Below are 24,052 nucleotides of genomic sequence, written 5' to 3'. Positions count from 1 at the left end.
TTGCTTATTCTACGGGTGTAAACTTTTTTAGTGAGATGTATCCACTAGTGAAACATATTCACTAGTGGAATTTTCACTTTAGCGTGCTTTTTTTTGTTTGGCAAGGAAAAAGCGTTTTACTTTGTTATTTGTATGGCGAACAGGTATGTTATGTTGCGTTAATAAATGAATAAATGCAGCTTTTCCTGTTTCTTCATCTTGTACTTCAAATTCAATTTCATAATCATCGTGATTGTAATAGAAACTATGATCAAAGACAAGCGTTCCGCCTTTAAATAATGTTTCTGCTCTTTCTGTTGTTAAACTACCCATATATGTTAAAGCAGAAACAGGAATTTGTAATTTGTGTAATTGATCTACTACTGCTCCTTGAATGATTGTGTTTGTTTCCATCATCATTTTTGCTTCGTCTTCTGTTACGACTTGATGCGTTTCTAATAAACCGATTTCTGCAGGTTGTTTCAACGTTAACGTATAAGTTGCTCCTTTATGACGAATACGAAGTGCAGAGCCAGCTTCTTTTAACGAGAAGTCAGGTGTTTCAAAGTAGTGATTCACTTGTTTTGTAAATGCTTCAATAGAAAACGATTTACATAATGTATCGAATTCTTCTTTTGTAACGATATTTTTGAATTCAATTTCAATTTCTTGTGTCATTGTATAATCTCCTTTTGAAAAATAATTCTTTACACATTATCGCTTTTTCATAAATTTGGTTCAATGTTTTATTTGTTTGCGTCCATGTTATGATACAATAATACTGTTAAGTAAGACAGGAAGTTGAGATGGAGGAGTTAGAGCATGCAAAATAAAATCCAAGTTAAGAGCGTAGAAAAGAGAGAGAATGCTCTTATTTTTTGTGCGGAAAATAGTGAAATAGAGGTAAAGGAGTTAAGTGCGCGTAATCACGTACTTGTAGACTCAGACAATTTATCATTTTTATATATCTTAGAAAACGAATCATCTTTCATTTATGTAAGTATTCCGCACACATGCTGGGAAGCAATGCATGAAGCGATGAATAACGATGTGGTTATGTTCGTTCGCGTGAATGACATTGAAATGGAATTAGAAGGATTAAAAGAAGAAGTAGAATATTTAGTTGAAAATATTGAAGGTAATGCAAATTACGGAGAAGAACTAGTAACTGCTGTAGAAAAAGTATTTCTATAAGCAAATGGATTGATTTTGGTGGTGGTTGAAATGAATCGAAATTGGGAAGAATTTTTAGCACCTTACCACCAAGCGGTGGCAGAGCTGAAAGTGAAACTAAAAGGAATGCGTACTCAATTTGCAATGTTAACAGAGCATTCTCCAATTGAGTTTGTAACAGGAAGGGTAAAGTCGGTTGCAAGTATTATTGATAAAGCGGAGAAGAGAAATGTACCGTTAGACCGATTGAGAGAAGATATGCAGGATATTGCTGGGCTTAGAATGATGTGTCAATTTGTTGATGAGATTAAGCCTGTTGTAGAATATCTTCGAAAACGAAATGACTTTGAAATCGTGGAAGAACGTGATTATGTCACGCAAAAGAAAGATAGTGGTTATCGTTCTTATCATGTTGTCATTAGTTATCCTGTTCAAACGATTCAGGGTGAACAAAAAGTATTGGTAGAAATCCAAATACGCACGCTAGCAATGAACTTTTGGGCAACAATTGAGCATTCTTTAAATTATAAATATAGTGGACGTTTTCCTGAAGATATTAAAATACGCTTGCAACGTGCAGCTGAAGCGGCGTTTTTATTAGATGAAGAAATGTCTTCTATTCGTCTTGAAATTCAAGAAGCGCAAAAGGCTTTTTCAAGAAAGCAAGAAACGAAAGATTCCGAATCATAAACTAAAGGGTGTTGGGCGATGAAATTTACAATTATGTCAAAGGGAGATCAATCATCAGATACACTGGCAAGCACGATGAAAGAGTACTTGCTAGATTTTGGATTTATAATGGATGAACAGGAACCCGATATTGTAATTTCTGTTGGGGGAGATGGAACGCTTTTATATGCGTTTCATCGTTATTATAATCGATTAGATGAAACAGCATTTGTTGGTGTACATACAGGACATTTAGGTTTCTATGCAGATTGGTTACCGACAGAAGTAGAGAAATTAGTAATTGCAATTGCGAAAACACCATTCCAAGTGGTGGAATATCCGCTTTTAGAAGTGATTATTCGCTATGTGAATGGAAGTAAAGAGTCACAGTATTTAGCGATGAATGAGGCGACTGTAAAAAGTGCAGAAGGTACATTAGTAACAGAAGTAGAAATACGCGGAGAATATTTTGAAACATTCCGTGGAGACGGCCTTTGTATCTCTACTCCTTCAGGAAGTACCGCGTATAATAAAGCGCTTGGCGGAGCAATTATTCACCCATCTATTGAAGCGATTCAAATTGCAGAAATGGCGTCCATTAACAATCGTGTGTTTCGTACTGTAGGATCGCCACTCGTATTGCCGAAGCATCATACATGTGTGTTAAAGCCGGCTGCAGGAATGAACTTACAAATTACAGTGGATCATTTAACGATGGTTCATCAAGATGTGAAATCAATCCAGTATCGCGTTGCAAACGAGAAAGTACGATTTGTTCGTTTCCGCCCGTTCCCGTTCTGGAAACGAGTTCGTGACTCGTTTGTTGCAGATAAATAGAAAGGGTTATATATTTGAACAGATTTACATTGAAATGGGATATAGGGCTGGCTGAAGAGGGAACTTTAGTTAGGGAATTTTTGAAAACGAAAGGTATTTCTAAAGCCGCTTTAACGGATATAAAGTTTCACGGCGGGGCGATTGAAGTAAATGGTCAACATGCGAGTGTTCGTCATCAGTTGCGCGCTAGTGAAGAATTACGTATCTTTTTTCCAGTGGAGGAAAGAAGTGAAGGCATGATTGCAGAAGATATCCCTTTATGCATTATATATGAAGATGATGCGGTTCTTATCATTAATAAAGAGGCGAACATGTCAACGATTCCGTCTAGAGAACATCCGACAGGGAGTGTTGCCAATGCGCTTTTATCTCATTATGATAAGCAGCATCTTGCAAGTACAGTGCACATCGTAACACGTTTAGATCGTGATACTTCGGGGCTTATGCTTATTGCAAAAAATCGTTTCGTGCATCATCTTTTATCGAAGCAGCATCAACAAAAAGCTGTGAAACGAACGTATGAAGCAATTGTTCACGGAAAGATTGTAGAACGAGAAGGAATGATTGATGCACCAATTGGTCGAAAACCTGATAGCATTATTGAGCGAACGGTTTGTGAGGATGGACAAAGGGCAGTTACTCATTTTAAAGTAATTGATAGTACATATCATAAGACACATGTAGCGCTTGAGCTTGAAACAGGAAGAACGCATCAAATTCGTGTGCATATGGCTCATATAGGACATCCATTACTTGGTGATAGCTTATATGGAGGGAGAAGGGATGAAATGAAACGGCAAGCACTTCATAGTAAATCTTTGATGTTTTATCATCCTATTTTAGAGAAAGAGATGTCTTTCACTATAAAGCTTCCAAGCGATATGCAAGAGGTGTTGCGGCATACTTAAAAAGGGAACAAAATTCTTATATTATAAAGAATTTTGTTCCCTTTTTTCTTAGCGGAATAATATTAAAATTTGGTTTTCACCCGTACGCTTTATAACGAAAAATCCACTTTCGGCTTTTGTAGCAATGCCATTGTCATTTGGACGACAATACCCATGTGCTTCGCAAGTGCCGTCATCACGTACTAACATTTGTCCAATTAATCCGACAGGAAGCCATTCGGCGCGATCTTTTCTTGCTACATATTTGCAAGTTGGATCCCATTCTGTATTTAAAAGAGGTTGTATTTCTTCTGTTTCCGTCCATACATATTGACGTTTTCCAAAGTTATCTGTTTTATAACGTTTTTGCCAACTTAAAGCCCCGCTATTTCCTATAAGAGCAGGGGTTGCACTAGATATTCCTAAAATGAATGAATCGTGTGAAGTAGCTATCCGAATTTTTTCTTCGCTACTAAATGTAACGAAATAACCGACATCAATAGGGGTAGGATCTTCTGTTTCAAACATTTGTGCAAAATCTGTTCCGCTTGCATTGTAAGACGCGCCCTCAATGTACATTTCTCCATTATGGGCAAGCCATTTAGCACCGATATTATGGTCGGTGTCGTTTAAACCATTTGCAATAAACCAAGAATAAGCTTCTTCTGCAGTGCCGAAGCGCCCCATAATATGGCTACCTGCAAAATGAGCTGTTGATGTATGATGACCTTCCGCATGAGAAGAGGATCCGTTAGCGATAGTTGCGGTTCCTTCTGCGTGTGCTGCTTCGCCTAAAGCAATCGTCTGTTTACCCTCTGCATGAGAATAAGCTCCGCCTGCTGTCGTTTCACTTCCCTCACTATGCGAACTATGTCCAGTTGCTTTTGAGTTTGATCCTTCTGCATGAGAGAAAGAACCTTTTGCATGTGTTAATAAGCCTTCCGCATGTGCTGCCATGCCCTCTGCATGAGAGTGAAGCCCTTCCGCATATGCATATCGGCCGCCTCTTTTAACTTTTGTATTTTCAGGTGTAGGTGTCTCAATTATGAGCGGTTTTTCAATTTGTATATCATTCGATGAAGCTAATGCTTCTTTTATTTTTTTTACTTTGTTTATAATAGCAGCTGGAATTTCTGGTTCCACTTTTTTATTCACTGCTACAGAAATATTTTCTTCCGTCTTTTCTTCTGTTTGGTTAGAATGTAGTATCTGTTCATCTTGATTTGAAAGCTGTTTATTTTTTTGTTGCATCTTTATTTTTCTGCGATCGATTATGCGGCTCATCACAGCATTTTCTAAAGAGACATATGTTGGTTTTACTTTGCTTTTTTTTGATGACTCTTGTTCTTCCAATTCTTCTATCGCTGCAGCCCGAATACTACACCAGTTGTTAATTCCGTACATGGGCAGATATAAAGAGGGAATTTTTCTTTTTTGTTTAGAAGATTTTTTCTTCATTCTGTCACCTCCTGCGACATTATATGTAGGGTAATTAAAAAAAGATGCACTTTATTGCATCTTTTTTTAATTACTTTACCTAGTTTTATATGAAATCTGGTTAAATAATACGATAATCTTTCGCTAAGTAAGGTAGTTATGAAATTGGACGGAATTTCTCAGCGACAAAAGGTAAAGAAGAAGGGACAGAGATAGTCTCCATTTCAGGATAACGTAATCCGGTTAATTTGCCACCAAATACAGCGCCAGTATCAATATTGACTGTCTGATTGATAAATCGAGGTTCTGCCACTGGTGTATGTCCATATACAATCCAAGCTTGTCCCTTGTATTCTTGTGCCCAATCGCGACGGACAGGTGAGCCATCGGCATGCTTTTCTCCTGTAATATCGCCATATAATACAAAGGTTTGTACTTTTTTATCTTGTCTACCTATGTAATCTTGCCGAATTCCAGCGTGACATACGATTACTCTTTTTTCATCTAGAATGTGGTAGAGCGGTGATTGTTCATAAAGAGTGATAAACTTTTCTTTTATAATGTTTTGCTTATGAGAAGGAAGTGCCTCATATTCAGCAACAGTTGTTTCAAGTCCGTGAGCGACTGTTACATTACGCCCAAGGAAAAATCGATATAGTTTATTACAGTGATTTCCAGGAGCGTAATAAGCTTCTTTTTTATGTATGACAAGTTCCCATACAATTTCAATCATACGTAATGAATGAGGACCACGGTCTGTAATATCGCCAACGAATGCAAGTTTACGTTGGTCAGGGTGAACTGGTAGACCGCTACTCCAGTTATATCCTAGCTTCTCCGTTAAATTTTGAAACTCTTGGAAGCATCCATGAATATCTCCTATAATGTCATATTTCATATTTAAACCTCCATCGTATTTTTCATTAGTATATCTAAAAAAGTATAGAGATAAAAATATAGCGGATTTGTGTTGTTCATTTAAACATAAAGATTTTCGTTCTTGAGCGAACATTTAAAATGAACCCAATTGCAATCATGTATGTAAGTAGTGAACTGCCTCCGTAGCTCATAAGAGGTAATGTTATCCCTGTAATGGGAAGTAATCCAATTGTCATCCCGATATTTTGAAATACTTGGAAAGTAAACATTCCGATTGTACCAGCGCAAATGTAACTACCGAAAGGGTCATTACTTTCTAAAGCAATATGAATCATTCGAAAAATGAGTAAGAAAAAAAGAGAAATAATGACACTTGCGCCTAGAAATCCAAATTGTTCAGCGACATTAGTGAAAATAAAATCTGTATGTGGTTCTGGAAAATATACTTGTCCATTTTCCCACCCTTTTCCTTGCATTTCTCCGGATCCAGTCGCTAAGAATGCTTGTCTTAATTGATAGCCTTGTGCATCATATTTGTAAGGTGCTAACCATCCGTAGAAGCGATTTAATTGATATTCTTTTAAAATGTGTGCTTTAAAGAAATCTGTGTGAGTAAAAAAAATATATATTAATGTAAATCCAGCAACGAAAGTACCTGAAACTAATCCGAAAATAAAACGCCATCGGATGCCAGAAACTAGTATCATTGCTGCAAGCATCGCTGAAATGACCATTGTGTTTCCTAAATCTGGTTCTTTTGCAATAAGTAGTAGTGGGGGCAAGCTTGTCGCAAATATTTTTCCAAGTAGTAAAAAATCGTCATGTATCGTTTGGGAAAAATATTTCTCATTATGATTTGCTATAATTCGTCCAATGACGATAATTAAAAATAATTTCATAATTTCAGAAGGCTGAAAATTTCCGATGCCTGGGAGCCTGTACCAAGCGGTAGCGCCTTTAATTGTAACGGCACCTGGTACTTGAAGTTCTAGTCCAATAAGTAGTACCATTGCAAAGCTGTACAAATACCAAGCAATTTTTTGATAACGATCGAAGTCGATAATCATAATAACACCAATGGCTATAAATCCAATGAAATACCATTGGATTTGCTTTAGTACAAAATTGACGTTTTGTAAAAATGGTGGTAAAGAGGCTTGTGCACTTGCAATAGCACAACAACTAACAATCCCAATGGCAAATAAAATAAATAGTAATACGTAGTCTATTTGATATTGAGAATTTGGATCTTTCAATGTAGGTATTCCTTTCTACTGCTCTTTATAGTAATGGATTTTATCCCGCATTAATGGGCAGTAAGACCCCCACCTCAAAATTCAGGAAAAGCGAAGAAGTTAGGTGGGGGATCAACTGCCCGTAAAAGCCCGATTGGTGAGGGCTGATTAAAGTTTCACTTTATAGTATGAGAAAGAATGTATGAACTATACGAATGATTCACATATAGTCCATACACTTTTAATTTTGCAGAGTAGTTTAATTGTTTAACTCTTTAATAATTATATCCAAACAATGGGAAAGACGTACATGTGCGTCAGGAAAAATATCTAGTTGATGAAGATAGTATTTTAAGGAACTTTTACACCATTGGTAAGCGCTAAGTAGAGCTGCTCTATAATCCAAAGGATTTTGTAAAAAGCCATATTCTTTTGCTGTTATAACAAGGTGTGTGAAATCTTCACAACCTTGAAGGAGCTTATTGTGTATTTGTTGTCCAGCATGGTAGCGAAATTGACTTAAAGGCTCAGAAATGTATATTGCATTTCCTTTAGAAAGTAAAGAAATCCATGAGGCCATATCAACACTACAAGAATAATGTCGCTCTTTAAGGGTACCAAAGGGCTCAGTGAGCAATCCTTTTCGAAACAAAGTAGTCGTAGGCTCACCGATAATGTTGTGCCCGCCCTTTAACATCCAATTACCTAAAAATATCCCGTTTAATGGGGTGTCTTCACTATATAACCTTTGTGTTGGATGGGAATCACCTATTAGATTTCCATGATCATCAATACGTACTCGATAAGAAGTAACAAGAGCGAGATTTTTATTGGAATCTTGCTCAAAATAGGCCATCATTTTTTGTATTTTATGCTTATAAAACACGTCATCGTCCATTAAAAAATTTATATACTCACCATTTGATTTTTCTATGAGCATAAGGTCATTGTAAAATTGTCCTAGAGTAGGGATATTTCGAATGTATGTTATATTTTTATAATTTGGTAAGTATTGTTCGCGTATTAAAGTTGCTGTTTCATCATTTGTACTATCATCTCCGATGATGATTTCAATATTTGAATAAGTTTGTGCCAATGCACTTTCTAGAGCAATTTTGAAATAATGGGGCCGATTATAAGTGGGAATAAGGATGGAAACGAGAGGTGGATTTTTTTCATTCATCATACATAACTTCCTTTCAGAAGCTTTTTTTTGTAAGAACAATATCTTGGTAACTTGTATATTCCTGTCTGCCGCACCATAAACCGTAATGCGGCTTATTGATTATTTCTAGGCCGTACTTATTCAATAGATTGCAAATATCTGTCTCAGGATAAGCAACTGCGAAATTCGGAATATCTTTATTTACAACGTAGCAATTTTCGATTCGATGATAAAAACCTAATGTACTTTGTCCTGCATTTAAATAATAAGACGATTCAGGGTTTATAAGAAAGAATGTAATGAAACATCTCCCGTCTTTTTTTAATACACGTACAATTTCAGATACGTAATGTTCTAATTCTTTTGGGAGAAGATGCGTAAATACAGAAGTTAAAAAGATAAAATCGAATGTTCCGTCTTCATAGGGAAAACGATATTGAGAGGCATCTTCTTTTCCTTCCGGATTATAGAATTGATTGTATATGTCAACATGTTCAAAGTGAAAATTATTACGCATAGTTGAAATGTTATTTTGACACCAAGTAATTCCATCTTTAAACAAATCAAATCCATAATACGCTCCATCATCATTTAAGTAATTCATTAATGGTACAGCCATTCGGCCGACGCCGCAGCCTACATCTAATACTTTTTCATTTGATTTTAAAGCGCCAATTTGAATGAAATGCTTTAGGAACTCTTTTCCAACCTTTTTAAAGTCGCCACCTACATATTGGACGAGTTCAGGAGGGGGGAGTAAAGTCATTTCTTTGTTAAATTCGCTCATGAGTATACCCCTTTCTTATGTGAGAATATGCAGTAACTCTATTAATGAAATTTTCAATTTGTAGTGAGAGAACACAGGAAAACAATTGTTATATGTAAGGAGATTCCGAAAAAAAATACTTAATTGGATTAAAAGTAAGAGAAGAATGAGTGAAAATGGAATCTCCTATAGATTAAATCTTTTTTATTCTTTTCTCCAATAAACGCCAAATACATCAATTTTAGTAATAGGGGCTTTTAAATTCCGTTGATTTCTAAAGTCTGTCACAGCCTCAGCGCATGGTGGTAGCCCGTAGTCATCGATAATTATATAGCCACCTTTAGAAACTTTATCATATAAGTTCACGAGACCATCCATGGTGGATTCATACATATCACCATCAAGCCGTGCAATTGCTATTTTTTCAATTGGTGCTGTTGGTAAAGTATCTTTAAACCAACCTTTTAAAAATTTCACTTGATCATTTAGTAAATCATATTTTTTGAAATTCTCTTGTACTTGTTCTAAAGAGACGCGTAAGTAATCGAATGTGTGTAAATAATCACCGTAATCTTTTGGATATTGTTCTAGATTCGGTGCTGGCAAACCTTCAAATGAATCTGCGACCCACACATTACGATCCGTAATGTTGTTTGCTTGTAAAAACCCATTCATAAAAATGCATGATCCTCCGCGCCATACACCTGTTTCAATAAAATCACCTTCTATATTTTCACGAACAACGGTTTCCATCGCCTCTTGTAATTGGTTCATACGTTCTCGACCAATCATGCTATGTGCTGCTCTTGGCCAATCCATTCCATCATGACGTTCACTTTTTGAGACATTTGGTTTTACAATTTTTAAGTTATGGTTTTCGGCATATTGCTTAATGAATAAAGGGAGAGGGACTGTAACTGGTTCGAATTCTAGTTCTTTCGAAATATGTAGAGATGCGGGTAAGTATGCCTCATATTCTAACCATATTTCAAATAAAATTGTCTTCTTTAGCAATTCGAGATAAAGCTGAACAGCAGATTTACTTTCCATATTTGTGCCTCCTGCAAAATGTCATACAACAATATGATTATGTAGGTACTGAATGTTTCATGATTGAATTTGAAATTGAAAAAGCAGTAAAACTGATATCAGTTTTACTGCTAAGTAAAAAATTAAGCAACTTTTTCAATAATAATGGATGCACTCGTGCCAAGAGCTAATGATAGCCCAAGCCCTGTAACAATTACTTCAACTAATGATGGAGTTGTCGTAATTTGCGTAATTGCTTGAATAACGATAGGTGCTCCGAGTGAGATTAAACTTGATCCAGTACCTGGTACAGGTACTCCATTCACTTGGATTGTAAGACCTCCTAATAGACTTGCTGTTGCAGTGTTAGCGATAACGGTGATTTTATAGAATCCAGTTTCACTAATTACGAAAGTATCAGCATCTAATTGAGAAATTGCTGTACCAAACTGAGATCCAACAGTATTAAATGGTACTGGATCATTAATTCCTAGATCTAAAGAAATCCCACCGGAGTTAAATGCGTATAGTCCTGCTGGAAGTCCTAGTCCGGATGGTCCAGTCGGTCCCGTAGGTCCAGTCGGCCCAGTCGGCCCCGTAGGTCCAGTAGCCCCAGTGTCACCAGTTGGCCCCGTAGGTCCAGTAGCCCCAGTGTCACCAGTTGGCCCCGTAGGTCCAGTAGCCCCAGTGTCACCAGTCGGCCCCGTAGGTCCAGTAGCCCCAGTGTCACCAGTCGGCCCCGTAGGTCCAGTAGCCCCAGTGTCACCAGTTGGTCCAGTCGGTCCAGTCGGCCCAGTCGGCCCCGTAGGTCCAGTTGGCCCGGTAGGTACAGTCGGCCCCGTAGGTCCAGTCGGTCCAGTTGGCCCGGTAGGACCAGTTGGAAGGGTAAACGGTGGTATCGGTGGTAATGTAGGCCCTACAAGATTAGGGTCAAATGCACTAGCTGATAAAGATTCATCGGGATTTAATCCATTTGAATAATTATTATTTGACATAAATTCACCTCCATAAAGCGTTCATTATATAGTAGATGCAAAACCGAAAGAAAATGACACGGACATTTGAATTATTGAAAAGAAATCTAAAACTACTTGAACAATTTAAAAAAATGGAAAGTTTAGTATGTGTATAACATATGATTGATTTGGAAGAGGGTGATTATGTTGAACAAGCAAGGAATTACAATTAGTTTATGTATGATTGTTCGAGATGAGGAGGAGACAATAGCACGTTGTTTAGACACAGTTGAAAAAATTGTGGATGAAATTATAGTAGTTGATACAGGTTCCGTCGATCGAACGAAAGAAATCGTAGAGAAATACACTTCTAACATATATGATTTCCAGTGGATCGATGATTTTGCAGCAGCAAGAAATTATTCTTTTTCAAAAGCGACGCAAGAGTATATATTGTGGCTAGATGCAGATGACGTATTATTAGAAGATGCTCAAGAAGCATTGAAACTTTTAAAAAGAGAATTAGATCCTAAAATTGATGCTGTTTCGATGCCTTATCACCTTGCAATGGATTCTAACGGGAAACCTTTATATTGTACAAAAAGAAATCGACTTGTAAAGCGTGAAAAACAATTTCAATGGTTTGGAAAGGTTCATGAGTATTTAGCTATTTCTGGTGAGGTTTTTAGTAGTAATGTTGCTATTACACATAAAAAAGAAAAAAAAGTAACAGATCGTAATTTGAAAATTTTTCAAAATACTGTAGCTGCAGGTGAAGAATTAAGTCCGAGAGATTTATTTTATTACGCAAATGAATCTACGGATAACCAAAAATATGATGATGCAGTTCTTCTTTATGAAACATTTCTTAATCAAGACGAAGGATGGTATGAAGAAAAAATTTATGCATGTGGTAAGTTAGGAGATTGCTATGCGAAGCTCGGAATGTGGGAGAAGGCAATCGAATCTTGTGTGAAGTCGTTTCGGTATGACGTCCCTAGAGGAGAAAATTGTACAAGAATAGGATATATATATATGGAACAAGAAAAATATAATGAAGCGATATTTTGGTTTAAACTTGCAACAGAAGTACCGATGGCAACGGAAAGTCCTTTCCATAGTCCAGCTAGCTACACATGGCTACCCTATTTACAAATGTGTATTTGTTATAGCAGGTTAGGAGAGCAAGATAAAGCGTATTATTACAATGAATTAGCAGCTTCTTATGTTCCGAATAATGCTGCAATTGAATATAACCGTAAATATTTTCGGGGGATTTTTGATAAACCATATAAAGAGTAATGGGTTTCGTTTTTTAGAAATGATGTATCTTTATTCTAACTCTAATAGATTGGTTATATATTAGAGTATCAGTAACGTAACCAATATAAATAAAAGATTTTATACTGCTATTTGTGGGCTAATAATCAGTAGGGGATGAACAAAATCTGCACTTTATAGAATTCATATGAGATTTATATTTCAAATTCAAATTGCATAAGGAGTGTGTGAAATGAATCGTGAAAAAAGCTCTTTATATGAAGAAAAATCCGAACATTATTATAATGCAGCAAATCCGAATTTATTGAAGCATATAAAAAAGGAATGGAAAGAAGTTCTTGATATTGGTTGCTCGAGCGGTGCATTGGGAGCAGCTATTAAAGAAAACGGCACACGTGTATCAGGAATTGAGGCATTTCCAGAGGCAGCAGAACAAGCGAAAGAAAGACTTGATCATGTTATTTTAGGGGATATAGAAAAAATAGAACTTCCTTATGAGGAGGGGCAATTTGATTGCGTCATATTTGGAGATGTATTAGAGCATTTATTTGATCCGTGGGCTGTGATTGAAAAGATTAAGCCATATATAAAACAAAATGGTGTAATTTTAGCAAGTATACCGAATGTTGCTCATATTTCAGTATTAGCGCCTTTACTTGCGGGAAATTGGACGTATACAGAATATGGTTTATTAGATAAAACACATATTCGTTTCTTTACATTTAATGAAATGCTAAGAATGTTTTTAAAAGCAGGATATGTTATTAGTAAAGTAGATCGTGTATATGTTGATCATAAAATGTATGAACCGCTTATTGAGGAGCTATATGGAATTTGTAAAAAATATCGTCTTGGAAGTGGCTTCATGGCTGAGACAGTTGTATTTCAGTATATTATTGAAGCTGAAAAATCACAATTATGAGTGCTGCAGACAAAACAATATTATTTGTTACATGTATAAATGATCGGAAATTGTATGCAAACTGCGTGCGACATATATTGCAATTGTTAGTACCGCCAGGGTATATTGTCCAATTCATGCCGATTCGAAATGCGAAAAGTATGACGAGTGGATACAATCAAGCCATTTCGCATCCAGCGAAGTATAAAGTTTATTTACATCAAGATGTTTTTATTATAAATAGGGCTTTTTTATATGGATTACTTCAATTATTTGAGGAACATGAACACCTTGGGATGATCGGGATGGTTGGAGCGCAATATGTTCCTCCGACTGGTGTATGGAACGAAGGGCGTGGCATTGTAGGAAAAGTCATTGGTTATATGAATGATTTGTTTTATATGGCAAGTTTAGAACAACCGTATCATGAATCAAAAACATTTATTCCTGTAGAATGTATTGATGGTTTATTAATGGCGACACAATATGATGTTCCGTGGCGAGAAGACTTATTTGACGGATTTGATTTTTATGATGTATCTCAATCATTTGAATTTAGAAAAGCAGGATATACAGTCGGTGTACCTGTACAGCGCGATGCTTGGTGTATCCATTATCATTTTGATGTGAATATGACGAACTATGAAAAGTATCGGAAAATATTTGTGGAACACTATATGTCAGATGTAAATAAGGAAGAATAAAAGGGGGGACAAAAATGAAAGATCATACAATATTAGTCGTTGTTTGTGTAAATAATGAGGAGCTTTTCAAACAATGTGAGAGCCAAATAAGAAACATTTTTGTTCCCCCAGGTTATGTCGTGCAAATTTTTCCGATACGAGATGCACAAAGTATGGCAAGTGCATACAACCGAGCCCTTTCATATCCAGCGAAATACAAAGTATATATACATCAAGATACATATCTTATTAATCGAGACATGTTTTCTACACTTATATCTCTTTTTAAAGAAAATGAAAAGCTTGGTTTAATAGGAGTCGCTGGGGCTCAGTTTTTACCGAATAACGGGATATGGTGGGAAGGAAAAAATTTAGTAGGGAAAGTGATTGAGTATAGAAGACGGAATTATCAATTATTAAATTTAGATCAGGTTTTTTATGGTAATCAACCATTTTTGTCAGTTCAGGCAATTGATGGCTTATTCATGGCAACGCAGTATGATATTCCGTGGCGAGAAGATTTGTTTCAAGGGTTTCACTTTTATGATGTGTCACAGTCTTTAGAGTTTCAAAGGGCTGGTTATTTAATTGGTATCCCAAATCAAGCAAATTTATGGTGTATTCATTACAACGGGGATGAGTTTGATGCGGATACATATGAGAAGTACCGGAAAGTGTTTGTAGAACATTACAAAGATATATTATCTCCATCATAAAGGAGAGATGCAAAGTGAAAGGGATTATTTTAGCAGGTGGTACTGGATCGAGATTATATCCAATAACGAAAGTAACGAATAAACACTTACTTCCTGTTGGTCGGTATCCGATGATTTATCATGCGGTATATAAGTTAAAACAATGTGATATTACAGATATTATGATTATTACAGGTAAAGAGCATATGGGGGATGTTGTTAGCTTTTTAGGAAGTGGTCATGAATTTGGAGTATCCTTTACGTATCGTGTGCAAGATAAAGCGGGCGGGATCGCACAGGCGTTAGGGCTTTGTGAAGATTTCGTCGGGAATGATCGTATGGTAGTTATATTAGGGGATAATATTTTTTCAGATGATATTCTTCCGTATGTTGAAGAGTTTGCAAATCAAGAAGAAGGTGCGAAAGTGCTATTGCAATCTGTAGAAGATCCCGAAAGATTTGGCGTAGCACATATTCAAAACCGAAAAATAGTTGAAATTGAAGAAAAGCCGAAAGAGCCGAAAAGTTCTTATGCGGTTACGGGAATTTATTTGTATGATTCGAAAGTCTTTTCTTATATTAAAGAATTAAAACCTTCTGCACGGGGAGAACTTGAAATTACAGATATAAATAATTGGTATTTAAAACGAGGGGTACTTACTTATAATGAAATGAACGGCTGGTGGACTGATGCGGGAACTCATGCTTCGCTTCAAAAGGCGAATACGTTAGCGCGTGATATTAATTTTGGGAAACAGTTTAACGGAGAATAGGTGAGAATATGAAGGTTGTAGAAACAAATTTTACCGATGCAAAATTGTTAGAACCGAGGTTGTTTGGAGACGAGCGTGGCTTTTTTTCAGAGAGTTATAATAAGCAGGTGCTAGAAACATTAGGGATAACGTATTCATTTGTACAGGATAACGTATCTTATTCGGCTAAGGCAGGAACGATTCGGGGACTACACTTTCAAAAAAAACCGAAAGCACAAACGAAACTCATTCAAGTTATGCAAGGGGCAATTTATGATGTTATCGTTGATTTACGAAAAAAATCACCAACATTTAAACAATGGAAAGGATATATTTTAAGTGCAGATAACCATCGGCAATTACTAGTGCCAAAAGGGTTTGCGCATGGATTTTGCACGCTTGTTCCGCATACTATCGTTATGTATAAAGTAGATGAATATTATAGCGCAGAGCATGACTCAGGATTACTTTGGGAAGATAAAGATTTAGCAATTCCTTGGCCAGTAACCGATCCTATATTGTCCGATAAGGATCAGATATTACCATTATTAGAGGAATATGAAGATAGTTTTTAAGTAGGAGCGTTGTTTATGAATATATTAGTAACAGGTGGGGCTGGATTTATTGGGAGTAATTTCGTTCATTACATGCTACAAAGTTATGAATCATATAAAATTATTAATTACGATGCGCTAACATATAGCGGGAATTTAAATAACGTAAAATCTCTTCAGAATCACCCGAATTACTCTTTTGTAAAAGGAGAAATTCAAAATGGAGAGCTATTAGAACATGTTATAAAAGAGCGAGACGTACAAGTGATTGTAAATTTTGCAGCTGAATCACATGTGGACCGTAGTATTGAAAATCCGATCCCTTTTTATGATACAAATGTAATTGGGACGGTCACTTTATTAGAACTAGTTAAAAAATATTCGCATATAAAACTTGTGCAAGTGTCAACAGATGAAGTGTATGGCTCTTTAGGAAAAACAGGGAAGTTTACAGAGAAAACACCGTTAGCTCCAAATAGTCCATATTCTTCAAGTAAGGCGAGCGCGGACATGATAGCTCTATCTTACTATAAAACATATCAATTACCGGTTATAGTAACGCGTTGTTCTAACAATTATGGGCCGTACCAGTATCCCGAAAAATTAATTCCATTAATGATTACGAATGCACTGGAAGGAAAAAAATTACCGTTATATGGTGATGGTTTAAATGTAAGAGATTGGTTACATGTAACGGATCATTGCAGTGCGATTGACATTGTTCTGCATAAGGGGCGTGTAGGAGAAGTATATAATATAGGTGGAAATAATGAAAAAACAAATGTAGAAGTTGTGGAACAAATTATTAATCTTTTAGGAAAAACAAAAAAAGAAATTAAATATGTTACAGATCGTTTAGGGCACGATCGTCGTTATGCGATTGATGCAGAGAAAATGAAGAATGAATTTGATTGGGAACCGAAATATACGTTTGAACAAGGATTACAAGAGACGGTGAAATGGTATGAAAAGAATAAGGAATGGTGGAAACCACTAAAAGACCAGTAAGGGGCATGTTAAATGAAAGAGAGGGTTATCATAACAGGAGCAAACGGCCAATTAGGAAAGCAACTATTTGAAGAGTTAAACTCTGAAGAATATGATATATATCCATTTGATAAAAAGTTATTAGATGTGACAAATATATCCCGAATACAACAAGTGGTACAAGAAATAAAACCACATATAATTATTCATTGTGCTGCCTATACGAAAGTAGATCATGCGGAGAAAGAACAGGATCTTGCGTATAGAATAAATGCAATCGGAGCTCGAAATGTAGCAGTCGCTTCACAATTAGTAGGGGCGAAGCTAGTTTATATTAGTACTGATTATGTATTTCAAGGCGCCAGACCAGATGGATACGACGAATTTCATAGTCCAGCGCCGATAAATATATATGGGGCCTCTAAGTATGCGGGGGAGCAGTTCGTCAAAGAGTTACATAATAAATATTTTATCGTTCGTACATCGTGGCTATATGGTAAATATGGAAATAATTTTGTGAAAACGATGATGCGATTAGGAAAAGAAAGAGATGAAATATCTGTTGTAGCGGATCAAATTGGCTCTCCTACGTATGTGGCGGATTTAAATATGGCTATTAATAAGCTCATTCATACTTCTTTATACGGTACATACCACGTATCAAACAGAGGTTCATGCTCTTGGTTTGAATTTGCACAAAAGATATTTTCGTACGCCAATATGAAAGTGAATGTATTACCTGTTTCAACGGAAGAATTCGGGGCTGCGGCTGCAAGGCCCAAATATTCTATCTTTCAACATAACATGCTACGATTAAATGGTTTTTCACAAATGCCGTCTTGGGAAGAAGGATTAGAGCGGTTTTTTATAGAAACCAAAAGTCATTAACAAATTTCTGTTAATGACTTTTTTGTTTGCCTTTAAGCGGTTTTATGGTACTATAATTATAGTATCAGGTACTAATAACAAGTATAAGTATTTCTGGGAGGATATATCATGGAACTATTACAAGGGAAAACATTTGTTGTTATGGGCGTTGCGAACCAAAGAAGTATTGCATGGGGAATTGCTCGCTCTTTGCATAATGCAGGTGCAAAATTAATATTCACATATGCAGGAGAACGTTTAGAAAGAAACGTTCGTGAATTAGCGGACACATTAGAAGGACAAGAATCACTTGTATTACCTTGTGATGTAACGAATGATGAGGAACTTACAGCTTGCTTTGAAACAATTAAACAAGAAGTAGGTACTATTCACGGTGTAGCACATTGTATTGCTTTTGCAAATCGCGATGACTTAAAAGGTGAATTTGTAGATACTTCTCGCGATGGATTTTTACTTGCACAAAATATTAGTGCATTCTCTTTAACAGCTGTAGCAAGAGAAGCGAAGAAAGTAATGACAGAAGGCGGAAATATTTTAACGTTAACATATCTTGGCGGCGAGCGCGTTGTGAAAAATTATAACGTTATGGGTGTTGCGAAAGCTTCATTAGAAGCGAGCGTGAAATATTTAGCGAACGATTTAGGTCAACACGGTATTCGTGTTAACGCTATTTCTGCAGGACCAATTCGTACGTTATCTGCAAAAGGTGTAGGCGATTTCAACTCAATCTTAAGAGAAATTGAGGAGCGCGCACCACTTCGTCGTACAACAACGCAAGAAGAAGTTGGCGATACAGCAGTATTCCTATTCAGTGATTTAGCACGTGGTGTAACAGGAGAAAACATTCACGTTGATTCAGGGTATCATATCCTAGGATAAATATAGTATTAACTTTTAAAGGACAATCTCTAAATGTTGAGATTGTCCTTTTTATTTGTTCTGAGAAAGAACGATTTTTAACGAAAGTTCTTGCCACGTGATGAATATAACTATAATAGTACACGATTTATTCAGCTACGTATGGAAGTGGGAGGGACGAGTGTGAAGAATAAAAATAAAAGTTCAACAGTTGGAAAACCGTTGTTATATATTGCGCAAGTAAGTTTAGAACTTGCTGCACCGAAAATAAAAAGGATTATCCTGACAAACTTTGAAAATGAAGATCAAAAAGAGCAAAGTAATAAACAAGAAAATATTGTAAGCGGTGCTGTGGAAGAGGTAATAGAACAAGAACAACAAGAAGAGCAGCAAGTGGAAGAAAAAATAGAAGAAGAGGAAAAAGAAGAACACGCAGAACAAGAAGAGCAAGAGCAAGAGCAAGAGCCAGTAAGAACCGTCCCACATAATAAATCATTTAAGGATATGAATAATGATGAAAAAATTCATTTTTTATTAAACCGCCCTCATTATATTCCGAAAGTAAGGTGCAGAATAAAAACAGCTACAGTTTCTTATGTTGGATCAATCATATCGTATCGTAATGGCATCGTATCTATTATGCCGCAAAATAGTATGAGAGATATTAGGTTGTCTATAGATGATATCCAATCGATTAGTATGGCCGGCTTTTAAATATGTAAAGGTGGTAGAAAGCTTCTACCACCCCAATAGTTTTTTAGTTTACTTCACTTATTAGATAGTAACGTCGCGTAAGCACTGAATCGCACAGAAACAGCTTAAATCAACAGTAATGCAAGTAGATGTCGATACTAGTCTTGCATTTGGTACAGCTAAAAACGTACAAATTGGGTCATCAGTAGGTGGTACAGGAGAGCTATCACCTAATACTACACTTAATACACGTAGTACAGCACAGCTATCATCATCTACACTTTCCACACGGAAAATTGGAGATCGGCAGCCAACAAGGCTTGCAGATGGTGCAAATGCTTCAAAAGGATCTCCAGTTTTTGTGTATAAAATAAAAGGACGTGTATTTGCTACTGATGCAGTGTTATGTGCACCTAAGAATGGGATTTCACAACCAGATCCACACGTTGTTGTAGAACAATCTTGTAATTCATTGATGAATTTTACAACGTCAACTACACAATGAGAAGAGCCATGGTGTTTATTTTCGTTACAACTCATTAATGTCACTCCTTATCTTCTTGTTTGTATTTACATTAATAAGATATTGGAGTCGAGGAGATTTGGTCACAATCTCAAGACCTTTTTTTTTAAATAGGCGAAAGAGGATAAGGGAAGGTGGAATTATGCTGTTTACAAGCTGGCTTTTATTTTTTATTTTCGCGTTAGCAGCTTTTAGGCTCACTCGTTTAATTGTTTATGATAAAATTACAGCCTTTTTGCGAAGACCATTTATTGATGAATTAGAGATTACGGAGCCAGATGGAAGTGTATCAACGTTTACAAAAGTGAAAGGTAAAGGATTAAGAAAGTGGATTGGCGAATTATTAAGCTGTTATTGGTGTACAGGTGTATGGGTTAGTGCTTTTTTATTAGTTTTATATAATTGGATTCCTATTGTTGCGGAGCCGTTACTTGCATTATTAGCTATTGCAGGAGCAGCAGCAATCATTGAAACGATTACAGGATATTTTATGGGAGAATAATATATTTTCATAATAAGAGAAAAAGCGGAGTTTAAAAGAATGAGGGAACGGAAATAAAGAGTTGTTCATATAGTAAATAGACAGAATTGACAGTAGAGGAGATGTTTGCTGTGAGCAATAATCCAAGGCAAAATTCATATGACCTGCAGCAGTGGTATCAAATACAGCAACAGCACCATGCACAACAACAGGCATATCAAGAACAATTGCAACAACAAGGATTTGTGAAGAAAAAGGGATGTAATTGTGGGAAAAAGAAGAACACAATAAAACACTATGAAGAATGAAACACTCATGTTACTGTGAGTGTTTTTATTATATATAAAAAGCGGTATTTCTGTATTAGAAATACCGCTTTTTACTAGCTAATTTGTGCAACGGTTAATGCTGCTGCACGGATGTCTACAGTTCCAATTAACTCAACTGGTACAATTTGAATTAAGTCACCAGGGTTTAAGTTAATAAGAATAACACCGCTGGATACGTCTACTTCACCAGTACCAATAACGTTAGAACGAACCGCTGTACCTGATCCAGGAATAATGTTAGCTGGCGCATTTAATGATAAGAAGAAACGACCAGCTTCTGGTGCTACAGGTGCGTTATCAAGACTAATCGTTAATGTATAACTGATTTGATAAATACCAGCTCGTAGAATTCGAATGCCATCTCCAACACTTACTGTATCATTTATTACAGGAACAGTAATATTTGGGTTTGGACTTACGCTAGGTAATAATAGTGGTGTAAATAGTGAAGCAAACTGAGGTGCAGACGCGTTGAAAGCAAAACCGAAGGCAGGTAGTGTACTAGCTGGTTTTGCCTCGCAATCAATTTTAGTAAATTCGCAATCAGAAGAGAACATGTTTTTCACTCCTTTATCTGTTTCTACTTTCAGTTAATGAAAAGGACAGGTTCTATGTTCTAGACAAGTTCCCAATTTTAAGAAATTTACATAAGAATACTCTTTAAGCATGGATTGGGTGGCAGAATACTCTGCCACCCAATCCATGCTTAACTCATTATTTAGTTTTAAATTGTAACATCGCGTAAGCATTGAATAGCACAGAAGCAACTTAAATCAACAGTAATGCAAGTGGAGGTTGATACTAATCTTGCATTTGGTACAGCTAAAAATGTACAAATTGGGTCATCAGTAGGTGGTACGGGTGAGTTATCACCTAATACTACAGTTAATACACGTAATACAGCACAGTCATCATCATCTATACTTTCTACGCGGAAAATTGGAGATCGGCAACTAGTAAGGCTTGAAGATGGTGCAAATGCTTCAAAAGGTGCTCCGGCTTTTGTGTATAAAATAAAAGGACGTGTATTCGCTACTGATGCAGTGTTATGTGCTCCTAAAAATGGAACTTCGCAACCAGATCCACATGTTGTCGTTGCACATTCTTGCAGTTCATGTATAAAGCGAACGACATTAGATACACAGTTGAAATCACAATCATGTTCATGATGGTCTTCGTTACAATTGCAGCTCATTATGTTCACTCCTTCTCGTGAGTTCTGACATACACTATTACAATATGAGTGGGATATGGCTGATATTACGTTAATTCTCACGATAAAAACAAGGAATTTATATAGGAGGGATGTACATAACGTGATATAAAAAAAGACATCCTTATTTAGTGGATGTCTTTTCAGGTAAATCTTTTCGCACAGTATATAAAAAACGAGATATGTCTAATTTCTTTCCTCTGAAAAATTGCGGAGAAGAAATGTAAAGTTCTTCTTTCGCACGTGTAATGGCGACATACAGTAATCGGCGTTCTTCTTCTAGCGCTTCAGAAGTTTCCGTAATACGATCATTTGCATCTTTTAAAGAAGAAGTATGGGGCAGGATTCCATCACTCGCTCCAAGTAAAAAGACACATGGAAATTCAAGGCCTTTTGCGTTATGGATTGACATAAGTGAAACGGCATCTTTTTGCGGCATTGTTTTTAATGCTTCCATTTCTTTTTGACCTTGAATCGCCTCGTCGATAAATTGTAAATAAGCTGGAATATCGGTGAAACGAGTTGCAGACTCCATTAATTCTTCCAACATTTCTTCTTGTATGTCTTTATGCATCGTAAAGGAAGAACGATCGTTACTTTGTAAGTACTCTAAATATTTTCCTTTACCATGAATGATTTCTTTTAATGCTTTTTTCGGTTCTAATTCTTTAATAAACTTAATAAAATCGATGCGCTCATTTACCTTTTTCACTTGAAAAGGTTTTAAGCTTGGATTTAATAGTAAGAAATGAAGAAGAGAAGGGAAGCGTCCCTCACCATATTTCCATTGTTCACGTTCAATAAATGAAATACAATCATCACGTCCGATATACATCGTCGGCAATATGTTTGAAAGTGATTCTAGTCGAAACGGCTCAATCACGAGTCTTAAATGATCTAATACAGGCTTAATTAAAGAATGTTCATAAAATGATTGGCTCGCCCCGTGTTTAATAAACGGGATTTTATGAATGGTAAGCTGATCAAGTAACGAACGACTTACAGAATGTGTGCGATACAGTAAACAAAAATCTTTATAGTTTCGTTCACCGCTATCTACTTTTTCTTGAATGAGCTGTAAAATTTGATTTGCTTCATCAAGAGTCGTAGCAGGTCTTGCATAAAAAGGTTGTACACCTTCCTCACGAACGGAGTATAGCTCTTTATCAAAACGTTCTTGATTTAATTTTATAACTTCATTTCCAAGCCCGACGATAAAGGGATTGGATCGATAATTCGTATTTAGTGCAATAATTGTTGTGTTATCAAATTCTTTTGGAAAAGATAAAATAATTTGGTGACTTGCCCCTCGCCAGCCATAAATTGCTTGATCATCATCACCTGCGATGAACAAATTATTTCTTGGCGTGGCTAACAATTTTACAATTTCATATTGTGCATAGGATGTATCTTGAAACTCATCTACTTCAATGTAGTGAAAACGTTGTTGTAATTGAGTTAGTAAAGGAGCATTATTTTCTAACATATAATATGTTTCCAATAAGATGTCATCGAAATCAATATAATTGTATCGTTGTTTTACCTCTTCAAAACGTTCATATACTTCTTTAAATTCTTGTTCCACTGGTGTTTTCGCTTTTACATCTTTCGGACGATTTAATTTGTTTTTTTCAAGTGAAATCATCGCGAGCATCGTTTCAGCATCGTAATCGTCTTTTAAACGCAATTCTTTCAAGATTTTCTTTATCATAATTTGTTTATGTTTTTCATTTGCTAAAATTTGCTGATTATACCCTTGACTACGAAGCAATTTTAAGAAAACAGAGTGGAATGTACCAGCAACAACGTAGCTACTTGCTGCATGACTCATACCTGGTAACTTCGCAACACGACTTCGGATTTCTTCAGCTGCTTTTTGTGTAAATGTAAGTAATAAAATATTTCGTGGATGAACTTGTTTTACATTTACTAAATAACCAACGCGAGTTGTTAAAACAGATGTTTTCCCGCTTCCGGCACCAGCTAGTGTAAGAACAGGACCTTCTGTTGTGCGCACAGCTTCTAATTGTTTTTCGTTTAAAAAAACATTTTGTTGTTCTAGAGCGCGGAAATAAGCCGCATCTACATCTTCTTCCATAATTAAATGGGTAGATGTTTTCGGAATATGATATGTCGCACGCGGAATATCAGCGTGTGTTAACGATTTTTGTGAAAATTTTTCTTGTGTCATATGTTCACCTT

28 protein-coding genes are annotated in these 24,052 nt (G+C 36.2%); 16 read left to right on the top strand and 12 right to left on the bottom strand.

Annotation, left to right across the window (positions count from 1 at the left end):
- Positions 1-78: 78 nt before the first annotated feature.
- Positions 79-657, bottom strand: a complete 579-nt coding sequence (locus ACS2QP_RS10940; protein ID WP_000191116.1) for a CYTH domain-containing protein — start codon at positions 655-657, stop codon at positions 79-81.
- Positions 658-801: 144 nt separating this feature from the next.
- Here ACS2QP_RS10940 and ACS2QP_RS10935 point away from each other — a divergent pair, with 144 nt between their 5' ends.
- Genes ACS2QP_RS10935 through ACS2QP_RS10920 form a run of 4 tightly spaced genes read left to right on the top strand, consistent with a single transcriptional unit; the run spans position 802 to position 3,566 of the window.
- Complete coding sequence (locus ACS2QP_RS10935; protein WP_001180003.1) at positions 802-1,173, top strand: hypothetical protein; 372 nt, start codon at positions 802-804, stop codon at positions 1,171-1,173.
- A gap of 30 nt (positions 1,174-1,203) precedes the next feature.
- Positions 1,204-1,842 carry a GTP pyrophosphokinase gene (locus ACS2QP_RS10930; RefSeq protein WP_001081482.1) on the top strand — a complete coding sequence of 213 codons (639 nt, stop codon included), beginning with the start codon at positions 1,204-1,206 and terminating at the stop codon, positions 1,840-1,842.
- 18 nt (positions 1,843-1,860) lie between these two features.
- On the top strand, positions 1,861-2,658 hold the full coding sequence (locus ACS2QP_RS10925) for an NAD kinase (protein ID WP_000673195.1): 798 nt from the start codon (positions 1,861-1,863) through the stop codon (positions 2,656-2,658).
- Between the two features lie 14 nt (positions 2,659-2,672).
- Positions 2,673-3,566: an RluA family pseudouridine synthase gene (locus ACS2QP_RS10920; protein WP_063535882.1), complete on the top strand. Its 894-nt coding sequence runs from the start codon at positions 2,673-2,675 to the stop codon at positions 3,564-3,566.
- A 48-nt stretch (positions 3,567-3,614) separates the two neighbouring features.
- On the opposite strand, the gene ACS2QP_RS10915 is transcribed toward ACS2QP_RS10920, so the two are convergent.
- From ACS2QP_RS10915 to ACS2QP_RS10885, 7 genes are all read right to left on the bottom strand, one after another.
- Positions 3,615-5,003, bottom strand: coding sequence for a peptidase G2 autoproteolytic cleavage domain-containing protein (locus tag ACS2QP_RS10915; RefSeq protein ID WP_438882419.1), 1,389 nt, complete (start codon positions 5,001-5,003; stop codon positions 3,615-3,617).
- 136 nt (positions 5,004-5,139) lie between these two features.
- Positions 5,140-5,880, bottom strand: coding sequence for a bis(5'-nucleosyl)-tetraphosphatase PrpE (prpE, locus tag ACS2QP_RS10910; RefSeq protein WP_000872696.1), 741 nt, complete (start codon positions 5,878-5,880; stop codon positions 5,140-5,142).
- A gap of 76 nt (positions 5,881-5,956) precedes the next feature.
- Positions 5,957-7,117 carry an FtsW/RodA/SpoVE family cell cycle protein gene (locus tag ACS2QP_RS10905; RefSeq protein ID WP_000654701.1) on the bottom strand — a complete coding sequence of 387 codons (1,161 nt, stop codon included), beginning with the start codon at positions 7,115-7,117 and terminating at the stop codon, positions 5,957-5,959.
- Positions 7,118-7,355: 238 nt separating this feature from the next.
- Complete coding sequence (locus ACS2QP_RS10900; RefSeq protein WP_326263384.1) at positions 7,356-8,282, bottom strand: glycosyltransferase family 2 protein; 927 nt, start codon at positions 8,280-8,282, stop codon at positions 7,356-7,358.
- Between the two features lie 13 nt (positions 8,283-8,295).
- On the bottom strand, positions 8,296-9,048 hold the full coding sequence (locus ACS2QP_RS10895; RefSeq protein WP_001288766.1) for a class I SAM-dependent methyltransferase: 753 nt from the start codon (positions 9,046-9,048) through the stop codon (positions 8,296-8,298).
- Between the two features lie 183 nt (positions 9,049-9,231).
- The gene (locus ACS2QP_RS10890; protein ID WP_000444381.1) at positions 9,232-10,077 is read right to left on the bottom strand and encodes a TylF/MycF family methyltransferase; all 846 of its coding nucleotides are present in this window, start codon (positions 10,075-10,077) and stop codon (positions 9,232-9,234) included.
- Positions 10,078-10,199: 122 nt separating this feature from the next.
- Positions 10,200-11,051 (bottom strand): BclA C-terminal domain-containing protein, encoded by an 852-nt coding sequence (locus ACS2QP_RS10885; RefSeq protein ID WP_438882418.1) that lies wholly within the window; start codon positions 11,049-11,051, stop codon positions 10,200-10,202.
- A 165-nt stretch (positions 11,052-11,216) separates the two neighbouring features.
- Here ACS2QP_RS10885 and ACS2QP_RS10880 point away from each other — a divergent pair, with 165 nt between their 5' ends.
- From ACS2QP_RS10880 to ACS2QP_RS10835, 10 genes are all read left to right on the top strand, one after another.
- Positions 11,217-12,314: a glycosyltransferase gene (locus ACS2QP_RS10880; RefSeq protein WP_438882417.1), complete on the top strand. Its 1,098-nt coding sequence runs from the start codon at positions 11,217-11,219 to the stop codon at positions 12,312-12,314.
- A 211-nt stretch (positions 12,315-12,525) separates the two neighbouring features.
- A complete protein-coding gene (locus ACS2QP_RS10875; protein WP_326263386.1) occupies positions 12,526-13,215 on the top strand; it encodes a class I SAM-dependent methyltransferase in 690 nt (229 codons plus the stop codon).
- Positions 13,212-13,898, top strand: a complete 687-nt coding sequence (locus tag ACS2QP_RS10870; protein ID WP_001271184.1) for a glycosyltransferase family protein — start codon at positions 13,212-13,214, stop codon at positions 13,896-13,898. The genes ACS2QP_RS10875 and ACS2QP_RS10870 overlap by 4 nt, the downstream gene beginning before the upstream one ends.
- A gap of 14 nt (positions 13,899-13,912) precedes the next feature.
- Positions 13,913-14,593, top strand: a complete 681-nt coding sequence (locus tag ACS2QP_RS10865; protein WP_000651527.1) for a glycosyltransferase family protein — start codon at positions 13,913-13,915, stop codon at positions 14,591-14,593.
- A 14-nt stretch (positions 14,594-14,607) separates the two neighbouring features.
- Positions 14,608-15,345 carry a sugar phosphate nucleotidyltransferase gene (locus tag ACS2QP_RS10860; RefSeq protein ID WP_326263387.1) on the top strand — a complete coding sequence of 246 codons (738 nt, stop codon included), beginning with the start codon at positions 14,608-14,610 and terminating at the stop codon, positions 15,343-15,345.
- A gap of 8 nt (positions 15,346-15,353) precedes the next feature.
- Positions 15,354-15,899: a dTDP-4-dehydrorhamnose 3,5-epimerase gene (rfbC, locus tag ACS2QP_RS10855; RefSeq protein WP_000869415.1), complete on the top strand. Its 546-nt coding sequence runs from the start codon at positions 15,354-15,356 to the stop codon at positions 15,897-15,899.
- Between the two features lie 15 nt (positions 15,900-15,914).
- The gene (gene rfbB / locus ACS2QP_RS10850) at positions 15,915-16,886 is read left to right on the top strand and encodes a dTDP-glucose 4,6-dehydratase (protein ID WP_326263388.1); all 972 of its coding nucleotides are present in this window, start codon (positions 15,915-15,917) and stop codon (positions 16,884-16,886) included.
- A 12-nt stretch (positions 16,887-16,898) separates the two neighbouring features.
- The gene (gene rfbD / locus ACS2QP_RS10845) at positions 16,899-17,753 is read left to right on the top strand and encodes a dTDP-4-dehydrorhamnose reductase (protein WP_153581487.1); all 855 of its coding nucleotides are present in this window, start codon (positions 16,899-16,901) and stop codon (positions 17,751-17,753) included.
- A gap of 108 nt (positions 17,754-17,861) precedes the next feature.
- Positions 17,862-18,632 (top strand): enoyl-ACP reductase FabI, encoded by a 771-nt coding sequence (fabI, locus tag ACS2QP_RS10840; RefSeq protein ID WP_000421886.1) that lies wholly within the window; start codon positions 17,862-17,864, stop codon positions 18,630-18,632.
- Positions 18,633-18,773: 141 nt separating this feature from the next.
- Positions 18,774-19,325 carry a spore coat CotO family protein gene (locus ACS2QP_RS10835; RefSeq protein WP_438882426.1) on the top strand — a complete coding sequence of 184 codons (552 nt, stop codon included), beginning with the start codon at positions 18,774-18,776 and terminating at the stop codon, positions 19,323-19,325.
- 60 nt (positions 19,326-19,385) lie between these two features.
- On the opposite strand, the gene exsY is transcribed toward ACS2QP_RS10835, so the two are convergent.
- Positions 19,386-19,844 carry an exosporium assembly protein ExsY gene (gene exsY / locus ACS2QP_RS10830; protein WP_001277737.1) on the bottom strand — a complete coding sequence of 153 codons (459 nt, stop codon included), beginning with the start codon at positions 19,842-19,844 and terminating at the stop codon, positions 19,386-19,388.
- A 125-nt stretch (positions 19,845-19,969) separates the two neighbouring features.
- On the opposite strand from exsY, the gene ACS2QP_RS10825 reads away from it, so the two are divergent.
- Positions 19,970-20,329, top strand: coding sequence for a DUF1360 domain-containing protein (locus tag ACS2QP_RS10825; protein WP_000899662.1), 360 nt, complete (start codon positions 19,970-19,972; stop codon positions 20,327-20,329).
- A 101-nt stretch (positions 20,330-20,430) separates the two neighbouring features.
- The gene (locus ACS2QP_RS10820) at positions 20,431-20,616 is read left to right on the top strand and encodes a hypothetical protein (protein WP_014894818.1); all 186 of its coding nucleotides are present in this window, start codon (positions 20,431-20,433) and stop codon (positions 20,614-20,616) included.
- A 74-nt stretch (positions 20,617-20,690) separates the two neighbouring features.
- Here the strand turns inward: ACS2QP_RS10820 and exsF are convergent, their stop codons facing one another.
- The 3 genes from exsF to ACS2QP_RS10805 form a co-directional block, all read right to left on the bottom strand.
- Positions 20,691-21,194 carry an exosporium protein ExsF gene (gene exsF / locus ACS2QP_RS10815; protein WP_000492934.1) on the bottom strand — a complete coding sequence of 168 codons (504 nt, stop codon included), beginning with the start codon at positions 21,192-21,194 and terminating at the stop codon, positions 20,691-20,693.
- A 167-nt stretch (positions 21,195-21,361) separates the two neighbouring features.
- On the bottom strand, positions 21,362-21,832 hold the full coding sequence (gene cotY / locus ACS2QP_RS10810) for a spore coat protein CotY (protein ID WP_001277698.1): 471 nt from the start codon (positions 21,830-21,832) through the stop codon (positions 21,362-21,364).
- Positions 21,833-21,974: 142 nt separating this feature from the next.
- Positions 21,975-24,041, bottom strand: coding sequence for an ATP-dependent helicase (locus tag ACS2QP_RS10805; protein ID WP_438882416.1), 2,067 nt, complete (start codon positions 24,039-24,041; stop codon positions 21,975-21,977).
- Positions 24,042-24,052 lie beyond the last annotated feature (11 nt).

Origin of the sequence: Bacillus cereus group sp. Bce019, assembly GCF_051781745.1 — a bacterium.
Lineage (GTDB): Bacteria > Bacillota > Bacilli > Bacillales > Bacillaceae_G > Bacillus_A > Bacillus_A cereus.
Note: the sequence above shows the minus strand (reverse complement) of the source record. Positions and strands in the feature narration are given on the sequence as shown.

What these genes read in the sequence shown, in the direction of transcription:
- ACS2QP_RS10935 (WP_001180003.1), top strand. Translation starts at nt 802, where the DNA reads ATGCAAAATAAAATCCAAGTTAAGAGCGTAGAAAAGAGAGAGAATGCT.
- exsF (WP_000492934.1), bottom strand. Translation starts at nt 21,194, where the DNA reads ATGTTCTCTTCTGATTGCGAATTTACTAAAATTGATTGCGAGGCAAAA.
- ACS2QP_RS10890 (WP_000444381.1), bottom strand. Translation starts at nt 10,077, where the DNA reads ATGGAAAGTAAATCTGCTGTTCAGCTTTATCTCGAATTGCTAAAGAAG.
- rfbC (WP_000869415.1), top strand. Translation starts at nt 15,354, where the DNA reads ATGAAGGTTGTAGAAACAAATTTTACCGATGCAAAATTGTTAGAACCG.
- exsY (WP_001277737.1), bottom strand. Translation starts at nt 19,844, where the DNA reads ATGAGTTGTAACGAAAATAAACACCATGGCTCTTCTCATTGTGTAGTT.
- ACS2QP_RS10865 (WP_000651527.1), top strand. Translation starts at nt 13,913, where the DNA reads ATGAAAGATCATACAATATTAGTCGTTGTTTGTGTAAATAATGAGGAG.
- ACS2QP_RS10805 (WP_438882416.1), bottom strand. Translation starts at nt 24,041, where the DNA reads ATGACACAAGAAAAATTTTCACAAAAATCGTTAACACACGCTGATATT.
- ACS2QP_RS10940 (WP_000191116.1), bottom strand. Translation starts at nt 657, where the DNA reads ATGACACAAGAAATTGAAATTGAATTCAAAAATATCGTTACAAAAGAA.
- prpE (WP_000872696.1), bottom strand. Translation starts at nt 5,880, where the DNA reads ATGAAATATGACATTATAGGAGATATTCATGGATGCTTCCAAGAGTTT.
- ACS2QP_RS10835 (WP_438882426.1), top strand. Translation starts at nt 18,774, where the DNA reads ATGGAAGTGGGAGGGACGAGTGTGAAGAATAAAAATAAAAGTTCAACA.
- ACS2QP_RS10895 (WP_001288766.1), bottom strand. Translation starts at nt 9,048, where the DNA reads ATGAGCGAATTTAACAAAGAAATGACTTTACTCCCCCCTCCTGAACTC.
- ACS2QP_RS10915 (WP_438882419.1), bottom strand. Translation starts at nt 5,003, where the DNA reads ATGAAGAAAAAATCTTCTAAACAAAAAAGAAAAATTCCCTCTTTATAT.
- ACS2QP_RS10885 (WP_438882418.1), bottom strand. Translation starts at nt 11,051, where the DNA reads ATGTCAAATAATAATTATTCAAATGGATTAAATCCCGATGAATCTTTA.
- ACS2QP_RS10930 (WP_001081482.1), top strand. Translation starts at nt 1,204, where the DNA reads ATGAATCGAAATTGGGAAGAATTTTTAGCACCTTACCACCAAGCGGTG.
- fabI (WP_000421886.1), top strand. Translation starts at nt 17,862, where the DNA reads ATGGAACTATTACAAGGGAAAACATTTGTTGTTATGGGCGTTGCGAAC.
- ACS2QP_RS10820 (WP_014894818.1), top strand. Translation starts at nt 20,431, where the DNA reads ATGTTTGCTGTGAGCAATAATCCAAGGCAAAATTCATATGACCTGCAG.
- ACS2QP_RS10870 (WP_001271184.1), top strand. Translation starts at nt 13,212, where the DNA reads ATGAGTGCTGCAGACAAAACAATATTATTTGTTACATGTATAAATGAT.
- cotY (WP_001277698.1), bottom strand. Translation starts at nt 21,832, where the DNA reads ATGAGCTGCAATTGTAACGAAGACCATCATGAACATGATTGTGATTTC.
- ACS2QP_RS10825 (WP_000899662.1), top strand. Translation starts at nt 19,970, where the DNA reads ATGCTGTTTACAAGCTGGCTTTTATTTTTTATTTTCGCGTTAGCAGCT.
- ACS2QP_RS10880 (WP_438882417.1), top strand. Translation starts at nt 11,217, where the DNA reads ATGTTGAACAAGCAAGGAATTACAATTAGTTTATGTATGATTGTTCGA.
- ACS2QP_RS10925 (WP_000673195.1), top strand. Translation starts at nt 1,861, where the DNA reads ATGAAATTTACAATTATGTCAAAGGGAGATCAATCATCAGATACACTG.
- ACS2QP_RS10875 (WP_326263386.1), top strand. Translation starts at nt 12,526, where the DNA reads ATGAATCGTGAAAAAAGCTCTTTATATGAAGAAAAATCCGAACATTAT.
- rfbB (WP_326263388.1), top strand. Translation starts at nt 15,915, where the DNA reads ATGAATATATTAGTAACAGGTGGGGCTGGATTTATTGGGAGTAATTTC.
- ACS2QP_RS10900 (WP_326263384.1), bottom strand. Translation starts at nt 8,282, where the DNA reads ATGATGAATGAAAAAAATCCACCTCTCGTTTCCATCCTTATTCCCACT.
- rfbD (WP_153581487.1), top strand. Translation starts at nt 16,899, where the DNA reads ATGAAAGAGAGGGTTATCATAACAGGAGCAAACGGCCAATTAGGAAAG.